At 64.6% G+C, this 13,221-nt stretch carries 10 protein-coding genes and 2 pseudogenes; 4 read left to right on the top strand and 8 right to left on the bottom strand.

Going from position 1 to position 13,221, the window contains the following annotated elements; genetic code table 11:
- Positions 1–188 precede the first annotated feature (188 nt).
- The 5 genes from QM693_RS11625 to QM693_RS11605 all read right to left on the bottom strand — a co-directional run bounded on the left by QM693_RS11625 (position 189) and on the right by QM693_RS11605 (position 5,121).
- Entirely contained in the window at positions 189–473 is a 285-nt protein-coding gene (locus QM693_RS11625; RefSeq protein ID WP_283352407.1) for a YciI family protein, read from the bottom strand.
- Between the two features lie 188 nt (positions 474–661).
- A complete protein-coding gene (locus QM693_RS11620) occupies positions 662–1,507 on the bottom strand; it encodes an HpcH/HpaI aldolase/citrate lyase family protein (RefSeq protein ID WP_283352406.1) in 846 nt (281 codons plus the stop codon).
- Positions 1,508–1,509: 2 nt separating this feature from the next.
- Complete coding sequence (locus QM693_RS11615; protein WP_283352405.1) at positions 1,510–2,460, bottom strand: phosphoglycerate dehydrogenase; 951 nt, start codon at positions 2,458–2,460, stop codon at positions 1,510–1,512.
- A 104-nt stretch (positions 2,461–2,564) separates the two neighbouring features.
- Positions 2,565–3,884: a cation:dicarboxylate symporter family transporter gene (locus QM693_RS11610; RefSeq protein ID WP_283352404.1), complete on the bottom strand. Its 1,320-nt coding sequence runs from the start codon at positions 3,882–3,884 to the stop codon at positions 2,565–2,567.
- A gap of 70 nt (positions 3,885–3,954) precedes the next feature.
- On the bottom strand, positions 3,955–5,121 hold the full coding sequence (locus QM693_RS11605; RefSeq protein WP_283352403.1) for a mandelate racemase/muconate lactonizing enzyme family protein: 1,167 nt from the start codon (positions 5,119–5,121) through the stop codon (positions 3,955–3,957).
- A gap of 147 nt (positions 5,122–5,268) precedes the next feature.
- Here QM693_RS11605 and QM693_RS11600 point away from each other — a divergent pair, with 147 nt between their 5' ends.
- Both QM693_RS11600 and QM693_RS11595 read left to right on the top strand, forming a co-directional pair.
- Positions 5,269–5,970 carry a GntR family transcriptional regulator gene (locus QM693_RS11600; RefSeq protein WP_283352402.1) on the top strand — a complete coding sequence of 234 codons (702 nt, stop codon included), beginning with the start codon at positions 5,269–5,271 and terminating at the stop codon, positions 5,968–5,970.
- Between the two features lie 108 nt (positions 5,971–6,078).
- Positions 6,079–7,176, top strand: a complete 1,098-nt coding sequence (locus QM693_RS11595; protein ID WP_283352401.1) for a tartrate dehydrogenase — start codon at positions 6,079–6,081, stop codon at positions 7,174–7,176.
- Positions 7,177–7,441: 265 nt separating this feature from the next.
- Here the strand turns inward: QM693_RS11595 and QM693_RS11590 are convergent.
- Positions 7,442–7,764 (bottom strand): annotated as a pseudogene (locus QM693_RS11590) (histone-like nucleoid-structuring protein Lsr2).
- Positions 7,765–7,870: 106 nt separating this feature from the next.
- Between QM693_RS11590 and QM693_RS11585 the strand changes: the two are divergent.
- Positions 7,871–8,263: a hypothetical protein gene (locus QM693_RS11585; protein ID WP_283352400.1), complete on the top strand. Its 393-nt coding sequence runs from the start codon at positions 7,871–7,873 to the stop codon at positions 8,261–8,263.
- 430 nt (positions 8,264–8,693) lie between these two features.
- Here QM693_RS11585 and QM693_RS11580 read toward each other — a convergent pair.
- Both QM693_RS11580 and QM693_RS11575 read right to left on the bottom strand, forming a co-directional pair.
- A pseudogene (locus QM693_RS11580) lies at positions 8,694–10,169 on the bottom strand (serine hydrolase domain-containing protein); the annotation flags it as partial.
- Complete coding sequence (locus QM693_RS11575) at positions 10,169–11,710, bottom strand: alpha/beta hydrolase (protein WP_283352398.1); 1,542 nt, start codon at positions 11,708–11,710, stop codon at positions 10,169–10,171. The pseudogene QM693_RS11580 and the gene QM693_RS11575, both read right to left, overlap by 1 nt.
- Before the next feature lie 1,151 nt (positions 11,711–12,861).
- Here QM693_RS11575 and QM693_RS11570 point away from each other — a divergent pair.
- The gene (locus QM693_RS11570) at positions 12,862–13,065 is read left to right on the top strand and encodes a cold-shock protein (protein ID WP_283332860.1); all 204 of its coding nucleotides are present in this window, start codon (positions 12,862–12,864) and stop codon (positions 13,063–13,065) included.
- The last annotated feature ends 156 nt before the right edge of the window (positions 13,066–13,221 follow it).

Here is a 13,221-nt window from a genome sequence, read left to right as displayed (position 1 = left end):
GAGAAGATCGAGGAACGGATCAGGTGCGCGGAAGCGGCCGGCCTGCCTCTCACGCTTTGGTCACTCCTTCGAACAGATCGGAGCTGGCGAGGCGTATTCCGTTGCCGGCGGTAGGCGGCCCGCTCGGCGTGTCCGAGACGCGTCACTGCTGGATCCGGTCGCCTACGCGCTGACGGCGGTGCCCAGTCCTAGTGGCTGAGCGTGCCGAGTACCGGTGTCCATTCGATGATCCTGTGGGTGGGAACGAGTCCGTGAGTGACGAAGGGGTCTTGGGTGAAGAGCTGTTCGACGGTCTCGGCGGTGTCGGCGTCGACGACGACGAATGCGCCGGAGTCGTCGGTGTAGGGGCCGGAGACGATCACGGTCTCCTGTTCGACGAGGTCGGCGAGCCAGTCTCGATGTGCGGTGCGGTGTTCATCGCGGCCTGCAGCGGTGACGGCGGAGTAGGTGTACTCGACGACGAAGAGGGGCATGTTCTCGCTTTCTCGGTGAGTGGGTGTCGTTAGGGGTCGCGTGGCGATTGTGGATCCGTGTACTGCAGTTCAGGTCCGTGGTGCATACAGGTGGGTCGAAATGGTAGTGGACGATATGTGGCGCTACCTCGCATCATGAGGGTCAGCAGTGGCTGCACAGACGCTGGGCACTGCAGGGTGGGCAGCGTTCATGGCGAGAGAACTCCGAACGCCGCGGCCAGCCGGGCGATCTTTTGGGCGCGGCTCAGACGGGGCAGGTCGCTGCCGTCGCGGAGGATGCGGCCCCGGCCTTCGAAGTCGGCGAGGAAGTCCCGGGCCCAGGTGGCGTCGTCGGTGGTGGGGCTGATGGCGGCGTTGATGACGGGCAGGTGGTCGATTTCCAGGCACAGCTTGCCGGTCAGCCCGAGGGTGACCGCAAGCGTGCATTTCTCGTGCAGAACGGTGTGGTCGTTGCTGACGGTGGGGCCGTCGATCGGGCCGGGGAGGTTCCCGAGTCGGCTGGCGATGACCAGGCGTGAGCGCGGGTAGGCCATGGCGAGGTCGTCGGCGGCGGTGCCGGTGTCGCGCCGGTAGTCGCCGCTGCCGAAGGCCAGGCGGAAGGCACCTCGAGCCCGTGCGATCTGTGGGGCTTCCTCGATGCCCAGGGCGGACTCGATCAGTGCGAGCACCGGGGTCGCGCCGCCGAGTCGGTCGAAGGTTTCGGTCACGTGCTCGGCGGACTCGGCCTTGGCGAGCATCACCCCGGCCAGGCCGGGAAGGCCCTTCAAGGTGTCGACGTCGTCGGGCCAGAACGGGGTCGAGCGGTCGTTGATCCGGACCCACGCCGAACGTTCTTCCAGCCATCGGGCGACGTCGGCGCGGGCGGTGGGTTTCGCGGTGGGGTCGACGGCGTCTTCGATGTCGAGCACGATCTGGTCGGCCCGGGACTGGTCGGCTTGGTCGAAGGTGTCTGTCCGAGTTGCGTTGACCAGCAGCCAGGTACGGGAGATTTCGGCGTCGACCGCGCGGGGTGCTATCGAGATTTTCTCGGTCATGGTCATACCGTTTCCTTATCGACCGGATGAGCGGGTTCGCTGCCGGCGAGGACGTCGATCACGGCGTGGGCGGCGGCGAGACCGGCTCGGTTGCGGGCCTCGACGGTTTGACCGGCCAGGTGTGAGGTGATGAGCACGTTGTCGAGGCTGCGGAGTCGGCTGTCGGCGGGGAGGGGTTCTCGGGCGACGACGTCGAGTGCGGCGCCGGCGATGTCTCCGGCTTCGAGGGCGTCGGCGAGGGCGTCCTCGTCGACGAGGCTGCCGCGGGCGGTGTTGATCAGGATCGCGGTGTTCTTCATCGCCTGCAGGCGCTTGCGGTCGATGAGATGCTCGGCCTGGGCGGCGGCGCGGGTGTGCAGCGACAGGTAGTCCGCGGTGGCGGTGACGGTGTCGAGGTCGACGAACTCGATGCCCGGGTCGTCGGTGCGGTGTGCGGTGTGCACGGCAACCGACATTCCGAACGCCAGACCGAGTTGGGCCACGGCTCGGCCGCTGGGTCCGTAGCCGATGATGCCGAGGGTCGAGCCGCGCAATTCGCGGCCGGCGCCGCGGGGCCAGCGGCCCTCGCGGACTCCGCCGAGGACGGCGGGAAGTTTGCGGGCGGTCGTCAGGATCAGGGCGACCGTCATTTCGGCGACCGCGTCGTGGTTGACGCCGGGGGTGTTGCACACCCGGATGCCGTGGCGGGCGGCCGCCGCCAAATCGACGGAGTCGTAGCCGACGCCGCTGCGGGCGATGACTTTCAGGGACGTGGCGGTTTCGAGCATGTCGGCGGTGACCGGTTCGCTCGCGATGACGGCTCCGTCGATTCCGTCGAACAAGGCCAACGCTTCCGCGCGGTTGCGGGTACCGCGGGCGGGTGCGTAGGTCACCTCGTGTCCGTGCCGGCGCAGAAGGTCGTCGATGTCGTCACCGGGACCGAGGTAGTCGGTGGTTACCAGAACGCGTGACATACAGGTCATTTCCTCTCGAGTTCGTGTGTGTTGCGGCCGAATGCGGCAGGGCGAGGTGGCCGCGTCGCCGCGGCCACCTCGCCCTGTCATGTCAGCACTGTGGGTTACTTTCCGGCTTCTTCGTGCTTGCCGGGCCCGGCACCGAGCGCTGCTCGTGCCTTCTCTGCGTCGAAGTCGTTCTCCCACTTGCCGATCACGATGGTGGCCATCGCGTTGCCGAGAACGTTGATGAAGACCCTGCCCTCGTTGAGGATGCGGTCGACACCGACGATCAGGGCGAGTGCGGCGAGGGGGACGTGGCCGACGGCGGTGATCGTGCTGGCGAGGACGATGAACGCTCCGCCTGCGATGCCGGCGGTTCCCTTGCTGGTCAGCATCATGACTCCGACCATGATCAGCTGTTGCTGCCAGGACAGGTCGATTCCGACTGCCTGGGCGAGGAACAGTGAGGCCATCGTGAGGTAGACCGCGGATCCGTCGAGGTTGAACGAGAACCCGGACGGGATCACGATGCCGACGACCGGCTTGCCGACACCGAGGTCCTCGAGTTTGCGGACCAGCTGCGGCAGCACCGCCTCGCTCGAGCAGGTGCTCAGGGCGACCAGGAGTTCGGCCTTGAGGTAGCGCATCAGCGAGAACAGGCCGACACCGCAGGCTCGGCTGATGACCCCCAGGACCACGATGACGTACACGACGCAGGTGCCGGTGAACAGCAGGATCAGGTAGCCGAGCTGCTGCAGGCTCTCGGCGCCGTATTTGGCGACGACCGAGGCCAGGGCGCCGAAGGTGCCGATCGGGGCCAGCCGCATGACCCAGCCGACGATCTTGAACACCACGGAGGTCAGCGCCGAGATGCCGTCGTTGATCGGTGCGGCCTTCTCGCCGGAGACGTTGAGGGCGCAGCCGAACACGATCGAGACCAGCAGTGCGGCAAGGATTTCGTTGCCGGTGACTGCACCGAACAGGTTGGTCGGGATGATGCGGTCGATGAAGTCGACCGCGCCGTGGGCCTGGCCGGCGCCGGGGATGCTCTCGGTGTCGAGCTCGGCGAGGTTGATGTTCATGCCCGCGCCCGGTTTGAAGACGTTGGCCACGACCAGCCCGATGAGCATCGACAGCAGCGACAGGACCATGAAGTAGCCGAGCGCCTTGGCACCGATCCGGCCGGCTTTCCGGAGGCTGTCCATCGACGAAATGCTCTGTGTGACCACACAGAACACGACCGGGACGACGATCATCTTGACGATGCTGATGAACCAGTCGTTCAACGGGCTGAGCGCGGCGCCGACGTCCGGGAGCAGGACGCCGACCGTGATTCCGAGGACCGCCCCCAGCAGCACTTGGAACCACAACTCGCGCATCAGCCGGCTGAGCCGCGAGCGTTCAGGTTCTGTGTGGCTCGGGGACATGGTGGTAGTAGTCATCGCGAGTGCTCCTTCGCACATCGGACCAGGTGGCGGTCCCCGCGTCAGCCGGAACCATGGAGGGTGGGGGTCAGTGGTGCAGTGCGCGGAGCACCTTGTAGAAGGCGGCCTTGCCTTCGAAACCGATGCCGGGGATCTCGGTGAGCCCGACCCGGCTGTTCTCGACGACCGCACCGTCGGCGAAGCCGCCGGTCGGCTGGAATTCGCCCGGGTAGGACTCGTTGCCGCCCAGCTTCAGTGCGGCGGCGATGTGCAGGGAGAATTGGTGTCCGCCGTGCGGGATGCACTGGCGCGAGGACCACCCGTGGTCCTTCAGCATCTGCTGCACCCGCAGGTATTCGGTGAGGCCGTAGCTCAGGGCGGGGTCGACCTGGATGATGTCACGGTCCGGGCGCATGCCGCCGTAGCGGATCAGGTTCCGGGCGTCCTGCAGCGAGAAGAGGTTCTCGCCGGTGGCGATGCGGCCGGAGTAGTTCTCGGAGAGCACGGCGTTGAGGCGGTAGTCGAGCGGGTCGCCGACCTCTTCGTACCAGAACAGGTTGTAGGGCTCGATGGCCTTGCCGTATTCGAGGGCGGTCGCCAGGTCGAAGCGGCCGTTGACGTCGACCGCGAGGCGCGAGCCGTCACCGCCGAGGACCTCGAGGACAGCGTCGATACGCTCGAGGTCCTCGGCCAGGTCTGCGCCACCGATCTTCATCTTGACGACGTTGTAGCCCATGTCGAGGAAGCCGCGCATCTCGTCCTGCAGGTCTTTCAGGGTCTTGCCGGGCGCGTAGTAGCCGCCGGCGGCGTAGACGAAGACCGAGTCGTCGGGCCGGCCGTCACCGTACTTGTCGGAGAGGTAGCGGTAGAGCGGCTTGTCGGCGATCTTCGCCGCGAGGTCGAACAGGGCCATGTCCATGACACCGATCGCGACCGAGCGCTCGCCGTGACCGCCCGGCTTCTCGTTGCGCATCATGATGTCCCAGGCCCGGGTCGGGTCCAGGTCGCCGGCCTGGTCGAGCAATGCTTCGGGGTCGGCGTCGAGGAGCCGGGGAATGGCGCGGCGGCGCAGGATCTCTCCGGCGCTGTAGCGGCCGTTGGAGTTGAAGCCGTAGCCGACGATCGGCTCGCCGTCGCGCATGACGTCGCTGACGATCGCGACGATCGAGCAGTCCATCTTGCTGAAGTCGATCCAGGCGTTCCGGATGGACGAGCTGATCGGGACGATGCCCTCGTGTACGGAAATGATCTTCATGTGCTTCCTCTCCTCACTTTCACTGGTCTTATAACGCTTATAAGACTTATAAGATGCAAGAGCGATGTTAGACTGATCGTGGCGCCGGACACAAGGGCCAATTTGTGGCCGGGAGCACAGACCGAGGATTTAGGTGAGAGAGGGCACATGCAGCCGACGAACGTCATGAACGTCTATTCGAGCAAGGGCGACGTTGCGTACGGCGAGCTCCGTCGGCTGATCTTGAGCGGCGAGCTCACCCCGGGATCACGCCTGGCGCAGTACGAACTCGCCGACAGCCTCAAGATGAGCATCACCCCGCTGCGGGAGGCGATCCGCCGCCTGAGCAGCGAAGGGCTCGTGGAGATGGACTCGCACCGCGACGTGCGAGTGGCGCAGATGAGCGCACAGGAGGCCCGCCAGCTCTTCGAGGTCCGCCTCTCCCTCGACCCCACCGCCGCCGAACTGGCCGCCGCACGGCGCACCGATCAGGACATCCTGTTCATGCGCTCCGCCCTGAGCCGACTGGTGCCGGTCACCCGTCAATGGGGCGAAGAGGGCCTGCAAGCCCACCGCGAATTCCACCGTGCCCTCTACGTCGCCTCCCACAACGACGTGCTGATCCGGTTACTCGACGACGTCTGGGACAAGTCCGACCGGTATCGCCGCGTCGGACTCGAACTTCCCCCGGGAGACGAACCCCGCATCCGCGACCTCGACGAGCACCGCCAGCTGTTCGACCTGGTCGTCGCGGGCAATGCGGCCGGCACCGGCGAGCTGATGCGCCGACACATCACCGAAAGTCTCACCGCCACCGCCATCCGCGCCCTCGAGGAACGCGAGGGTGTGACCTCACGCGAGCTGGCCTGACCTGGCCGCCTCACCCGGCTTCCATAACCAAACACCCGAATTATCCAAGCGGCAGCGCCGAAGTGCTGTACGCCAGAATTTCTGGACCCTGAAGGGAGTCACCACACCATGGGCGCAACACATCGGATCGCAGTCATCCCCGGCGACGGGATCGGGACAGAGGTCGTCCCGGAGGGACTACGGGTCCTCGAGGCCGCGGCGTCGGCATTCGACTTCCGACTCGACTACGAGCAGTACGACTACGCCAGCGCCGAGTACTACACCAAGACCGGCACGATGCTGCCCGACGGCTGGTTCGACCAGCTCAACCAGTTCGACGCCATCTTCTTCGGCGCCGTCGGCTGGCCCGATGTGGTCCCCGACCACATCAGCCTGTGGGGAAGCCTGCTGCAGTTCCGCCGCCACTTCGACCAGTACGTCAGCCTGCGGCCGGTCAAACTCCTGCCCGGCATCACCAGCCCGTTGACCGGGCGCGAACCCGGTGACGTCGACTTCTTCGTGGTGCGGGAGAACACCGAGGGCGAATACTCGAGCATCGGCGGCAAGATCTTCGAGGGCACCGACCGCGAAACCGTCATCCAGGAAGCGGTGATGACGCGAACCGGTGTGGACCGAATCCTGAAGTACGCCTTCGATCTCGCCCAGTCCCGGCCCAAGAAACACCTCACCTCCGCGACGAAGAGCAACGGCATCTCCATCACGATGCCGTACTGGGATCAGCGCGTCGAAGCGATGGCCCAGAACTTCGCCGATGTCGCAGTGGACAAGTATCACATCGACATCCTCACCGCGAACTTCGTTCTGCACCCCGACTGGTTCGACGTCGTCGTCGCCAGCAACCTCTTCGGTGACATCCTCTCCGACCTCGGCCCGGCCTGCACCGGCACCATCGGCGTGGCCCCCAGCGGAAACATCAACCCCGAGCGCAAGTTCCCGAGCCTGTTCGAACCGGTCCACGGATCGGCCCCCGACATTGCCGGCAAGGGAATCGCCAACCCGATCGGGCAGATCTGGAGCGCGAGCATGATGCTCGACCACCTCGGCGAGACCGAGGCCGCCACCGCCGTCATGACCGCAGTCGAAGACGTCCTCGCCGCCGGCAGCGACACCCTCACCCCCGACATCGGTGGCACCGCCACCACCCGAACCCTCGGCGACGCGATCCGACGACAGCTCGAAACCAACACCACGCGCGCTACCTCCTAGACCGGCTGAAATCCGAGTTCGAGGCCTGGGTCTCGACCAGGTAGGTCCGGGTGCCTGAGCGGGTCGCCTCGCCGTTGATGGATTCTCGCCGGATGGCTATTCACGACCCGGCCTAACGCGCCTAACCCATTGCATAACACAGATTTTCATTGTCTCCCACGGGTCAGCGCCGCTGCCTGGCGTGGGCTAACGATCCTGCAAACAGATTTCACGGGGACGTGGCGGTACATGCTCCTGTTCTGAGACAGGTGGTCGGGCGAGGCCGTCAGTGGGCGGCGTGGAAGGCCTGCTCGATCTCGGTTGGGATACGTCCTCGGGAGGAGAGCTCGTAGCCCTGCTCGCGCGCCCAGGCGCGGATCTTCTTCGTTCGCCCCGTGGCCACTTCCCGGCAGTGGGATTACCCGGCCGGTCCGCGCTGTGCATGCGGCCGCCGACCCGAGTGAAGTGCGCGATGTAGTACTCGAAGGTCTCGCGGAGTTCCTTCGCGTGCTCGTCCTTCAGGTCGATCACGTACTCGACGCCGTCGACTGCATAGTGGATGCTCTCGCCGTCCTCACCGAAGGCGGAGCCGTCGATGTCGTCGACCATCTCTACTACGACCCTGCGTGCACAGATTCCACTCCTCGTCTCCGGTACAGACCGGATGACAGTACTGGCAGAATCAGAAAACTTCGCGAGCCCCGGGTGCCTAGGGGTGGCCCTCGTCGAGGTTGCCGCACTCGCCGAGGCCGACAAGGATCCCGACGAGCCGGCAGCAGCGATGGCACTTATCTCCACTCTCGGCGTCCTGACCAGAGACCACGAGGGTGACCTCCCCACTGTCTGGGTGCCGGAGCCGCTCCTCATGCGAGCGGCGCGGCTCATCGAGAACACCGCCGACCTCGTCCACCACGGCTGCCCGCTACCACCGGACGACGCCGAGGACGTCCGACCCCACCTGCAGAGGGCACTGAGCGACGACGACGCCCAGCTCTGGGCGCTGATCCCCGACACCGACCGACGATCCGGCTCGGGTCTGTGGGCGGTTCCCGTCGATCGATCGTGCACACCGCGTGTCGCGAGCGCATTCGTGGCTGCAGAACGATAGAAGCGCAGAAGATCTCCGCGAAGTCCTTGATGCGGCGCCCGCAGCGATCACCACCATTTTCGGCATCGTCGTCTTCCAAATACGCTGGCAGGCAGGTATTTCCAAGTATCCGATAATTTACCTTATGCCAACTATACCGCCCCGGCACTGCATCAGATGACCGATCCGGCCCCCACGATTGGTTCCTTGGTGGGTGGCTGCGTTTCCGAGGGACTGATTGCGATGGCCAACCGCATAGTCGGACCATCTGCCTTTGTGCGGTTTACCGGCACGGCCAGCTCTCCGCAGCGAGCGTTGGCCAGCAGCGGCACCGGTTCCGGAGTCTTCGCGCAGGGCCCCTCGACAAACTGCGCCGGCGGATGGTCCACGGTGGTCGGCGGCGAGCTGGACGGCGAATTCGAACATGCCCCGCTGGCGAGAACCACAGCAATCGGGTGCCGGTGGGTTTGAGGTCGGGGCCAAGGTCGAGCCCATAGTCGGTCTTGTAAAGCGCAAGGCCGAGATTCGGGACTGTCTGCTCATCCGGCAGGTAGGTGCCATCCGGGGCGTCGCTCATGTTGCCGACGAGCTGGCCGTCTTTGCCGCGGAAGTTGATCACGACGGTCCCCAGGGTGCCCGATTGATCGATGTCGTCAGTGGCATACGCCCCCTCGTAGGGCGCCAACTCGGCCGTGCTCAACTTCTGGGGCGTCGCGGGCAGGTTACTGATTCCGGCGAAGCGGCGAAGCGACCAGTCCTCGGCGAACAGTTCGTTGAGCAGTTTCCCTCCACCCTCGGAATTGGTGAGCACGGTCATGGCGAAGTTACGGCTGGGCACCATGAAGAACCCGGATCGTTGACCCGCCCAGGTCCCGCCATGTTGGACGATCGTCTCGTTCTCCGCGGAGGGCCGCAGCATCCACGACACTCCCATGCCGGTGAGTTCGACCTGAAGCGTGCCGCCGACGCCTGGATTGGAACGCATGGCGATGAGCGAGTCTTTGCTCATCAACCGATCTCCCTTGGGTGTCGTGCCGTCGCCGAGGTGGAAGCGCGCGTAGCGCACCTGATCCCGCACGCTGGAAATCAATGATCCGGTCGGGTTGCAACTGCGCGAGAAGAACCAGAAACCCGGGTCCACAACGGCTTTTCCGTCGTCGACGTTGTGGGAGGCGGCGATATTCCGGCCGATTATCTGGTCCGAGAAGAAGTGGGTGTGACTTAACTCGAGCGGGTCCAGCAGCATCTTCTGGACGGCGTCCTCGTAGACCGATCCGGTCACGACCTCGACAATCCGCCCCGCCACAACCAGCCCCGCATTGTTGTAGGCGAAGACCGTGCCCGGCGGGGTCTTTTGTGGGAGCCGGGTCATCGACGCCACAAACTTGGTTATCGCGTCGTCGCCTCGACCGAAGTCCTGGAGATCGTCACCGAGCCAACCCGACGTGTGGTTGAGCAGTTGTCGCACCGTCGCCGTGGCGCTGGCTTCTGGATCGGCGACCGCGAAATCGGGCAGATACTGGCGTATCGGTGCCTCCAGATCGACCTTGCCCTCGTCGACGAGGCGCATCACGGTCGTTCCGGTGAACGTCTTCGTCGTGGAGCCGATCCGGAACAGGGTGTCGCCGTCCACCGGTGTCGGGTGGTCGACATTGGTGACCCCATACCCCTTGATGTACTCCTCACCGTCGGCAATGACGCCAACCGCAACCCCGGGGATCGCGTAGTCCTTCATCGCCTTGTCGATCTTGGCGTCGAGCTCGTTGAACGCTTCCTTCGCGTGCGCCGGGACGCTCGTAGCTGTGGTGGTCGACTCCTTCGACGAACATGCCGGCAATACGAACACCGCCAACCCGGCGACCGCCCCGCCAAGCACCGCCCGGCGCGACAACTCAGGGCCACCGACGGCGAACACCTCGGTCGTCATCAGCGTGGCGGGAGAATGTCGTATGCCGGCAGTTGCGTCGTGTCCGTGCAGGATGTGTCCGGCTTTTCCGGATCGTCGAAAAATGACGCGATTATCTCGGCTCCGCACGGTGGCTCTGCATACACACCGTGTGCAGCTCCGGGCACTACCGCGACTATGGATTGCGAGAGATCCTTCGCGATGTAGTCGCCCCACACCGCTCCGGTCTGCCCGTCGTAGGTTCCCGACAGCACAAGCGAAGGGATGTCACTCACGGTGATGTCTCGGATCGAGTCAGGAGCCTTCGGCACGTCCCACACTTCGCAGGCGTCGCGCAGGAACGGCAACTGCGGCGCTTGGGCCCGAACGGACTCCGGCAGTTCAGGGAATTCCTTTTCCGCCTGTTGCATTGACTGCTCGACGGTCTCGAACGGGATCCATTCACGGCACCAAATGCTCAGGGTGAGGCCCCAATGGAGGACGCCCCTCTCCGGGTGCCCCCACACCTCGGCCCAACGCGACGCAAGGGGCTGCGCATTCCCGTGTGCGAGCTCATCGACCGTTGATGGGAACTCTTTCGGTAGATGGGTAGCCACGGGGACAAACCAGTTCAGCAGCATTCCGCCGTCGACGACAACCTTCGTCTCTCCTACACCCTCAACGTTGACCGTCGTGGTGATGGGCTTCGCTTCAAGCTCATTGACCAGCCGGATGAACGTTGCCCCCAGGTCGGGATAGCGCTCTTTGCATGCTGGCTGGTCCTCGCACGCCTTGACCATGTTGTCGAATGCTTGGCGAGCGCTGGCCCAGGTCCACCCCAGGGCACCAACCGATGGAGGCGTCACTCCGTCGAACACGATCGACTCGATAGCGTCGGCGTCTTGACGCATGTAGATCAGCGCAAGGTCGGTACCGTACGAGTGGGAGAACACATTCCACTTCTCGAGGCCGAGTGCCTTGCGTAAATCAATCAGGTCATAGGTGCTCTCGGTCGAATTGAACGCCGAGAGGTCAACGGTGGGGGCCAGGCGGTCGTGGCACTCCTTCACCGCTTCTACGTACGCATCCCGTGTGGACTCAGCGTTCCACGCCATTCCGATCCTTTGGGCGAAGAACTCGAAAATCTCCGGGCAGGGCAACGGCGAGCTGGACGTCGCGTTGCCGCGCTGTCCCATCAGGATCAGATCGCGATCACGGTTCAGCGGGACGTCCGGGTTGATCGGGGGATCCGTGACCCCATCCTGACCGGGCCCGCCCATGAGAAAGACGATCGGAGCCTTGGTCGGCGGCTGAGTTTCCGACGGAACGATCGCTACTGCCAAGCGCAAGGTTCCGCTGTCTTCTTTGGTGCGGTTCACCGGTACCACCAAGTCCCCGCAGCGAGCATTCTCCAGCAGGGGGACCGGATTCGGCGTCTTCGCGCACGGACCCTCGACAAACTCCGCCGGCGGATGAGCCACAGTCGTCGGTGGCGAACTGGACGGATCGGAATTGTTGCTACACGCTGAGCTGACGAGAATCGAGACAAACGCAATCGCCGTTATCTGGTTCACAAACCGCATGTCGACCACCCTGAATGGCGACCGCCCGAACCTTGTGTTCGGCTCGGCCCGAGTATTTACCCAGATAAATCCTGGCACACCCCATATACCGGAAGTTTGAGAACCGATGAAATCCGGCGATCCTCATGCGGACGCTCGGTGATGAATCGAATCGTGCGGTCGGCCAGCTCGGTTGGGAAGGCATTCCATAGGCGGCGCGTGATCACCGCCGCAAAACGAGATAGTCGGTGCGATAGATTCCCCGATTGGCGTCAGGGACGGGCCAGTTGCCCGCTGTGGTCATGATGAAAGGCAGCCCGTCCAGTCGATTGTCCATACGCGCGCCCAGCGTCCCGCTCGCGATCCTCTTACAGGACACTCAAAACGCTCCCTCACTCGAACGGCCACCAACTTGGAATCTGACGCGGCTCCCCGATCGGGCCGCATCCACGGGCGATAATGGTCCCTATGACCGCAGAACTTGTCCCGTGCGAGATGGACAAGTGCCAAGACGAGGCGACGCACACTGTGCGGATCCAATTAGCTGATCAGCCCGAAGAGATCTGGTAGTTGTGCCGATCACGACGGCCAACGCAAGACCGCAGCGGGCCGAAGGCGCAGCCGCCAGTCGAGCAACCCCCTGCCTTCCGATGCAGGGACTGCGATCAGGTTCGGCAGGACTTCACTCCGCCCTGCCCGGTCTGCGGCTCGCCTAATCGAGCGATCAGCCCGCGCTCCGCAGCAATCGCCTTGTCAGTGTTGTGCGCCAAATATGCTGGTACAGGATCCTTTTCGGAGTACCGATAGCGAATATTATGTAAACTGGATTGCTCCGTATTTCATCAGATGCATCATCGGCTTCATGCAGGAACCCGTGGGAGCCGCCCGGATCTAAACGTCGCCGACGGGGTGACCGGGCGACGGCCTGTGCGGCGAAGGCTTCGTTCAGTTCGATGGTGTCGATGTCGCCGGGGGTACGAATCGCGCTCGCGTGCCGAGACCGATGTTGTAGGACCTTCGCCCCTACACACAGGGTGCTCGTTCTGGCATCCTCCGATCGAGGACACCAGTTGTTCGGCCCTCCGGCCATCCGGGGTGCGGGGACGGTCAGGGTGTCGAGATCGGCCCTCGGTGGGAGGCGCCGTCTCGTCGGCTGCAGGGAGTGAATGACCATGGCGCAGGGCACAGTGCACTGGTTCAACGGCGAGAAGGGCTTCGGATTCATCCGCCCCGACGACGGCAGCGCCTACCTCTTCGTCCAGTTCTCCGAGATTCAGGTCAGCGGGTACAAGTCGCTCGAGGAGAATCAGCGGGTGGAGTTCGAGGTCGGCCGGGAACCGAAAGGGGTTTACGCCCAGAATGTGCGCCCCGTCTGAGCCGATCGGCGCCGTGCAGCGGGCCGGCGTCCTCGAGCGGGACGGTCCGCGCGTCGCCGGGCCCACCATTGCCTGAGGTAGTGAGGATCGCCCCAGGCGGACCACCGTCTCTGGTGCGTGCCACGGAGCGTCTGACGGGATGAGCCCAATGCCGGA

Source organism: Rhodococcus sp. IEGM 1305, assembly GCF_030058635.1.
GTDB classification, from domain to species: Bacteria; Actinomycetota; Actinomycetes; order Mycobacteriales; family Mycobacteriaceae; genus Rhodococcus_F; species Rhodococcus_F opacus_D.
Note: the sequence above shows the minus strand (reverse complement) of the source record. Positions and strands in the feature narration are given on the sequence as shown.

Excerpts from the sequence above, each read along its gene's own strand:
- QM693_RS11600 (WP_283352402.1), top strand. The coding sequence starts at position 5,269 with ATGCAGCCGACGAACGTCATGAACGTCTATTCGAGCAAGGGCGACGTT.
- QM693_RS11615 (WP_283352405.1), bottom strand. The coding sequence starts at position 2,460 with ATGTCACGCGTTCTGGTAACCACCGACTACCTCGGTCCCGGTGACGAC.
- QM693_RS11595 (WP_283352401.1), top strand. The coding sequence starts at position 6,079 with ATGGGCGCAACACATCGGATCGCAGTCATCCCCGGCGACGGGATCGGG.
- QM693_RS11610 (WP_283352404.1), bottom strand. The coding sequence starts at position 3,884 with ATGACTACTACCACCATGTCCCCGAGCCACACAGAACCTGAACGCTCG.
- QM693_RS11570 (WP_283332860.1), top strand. The coding sequence starts at position 12,862 with ATGGCGCAGGGCACAGTGCACTGGTTCAACGGCGAGAAGGGCTTCGGA.
- QM693_RS11625 (WP_283352407.1), bottom strand. The coding sequence starts at position 473 with ATGCCCCTCTTCGTCGTCGAGTACACCTACTCCGCCGTCACCGCTGCA.
- QM693_RS11575 (WP_283352398.1), bottom strand. The coding sequence starts at position 11,710 with ATGCGGTTTGTGAACCAGATAACGGCGATTGCGTTTGTCTCGATTCTC.
- QM693_RS11620 (WP_283352406.1), bottom strand. The coding sequence starts at position 1,507 with ATGACCGAGAAAATCTCGATAGCACCCCGCGCGGTCGACGCCGAAATC.
- QM693_RS11605 (WP_283352403.1), bottom strand. The coding sequence starts at position 5,121 with ATGAAGATCATTTCCGTACACGAGGGCATCGTCCCGATCAGCTCGTCC.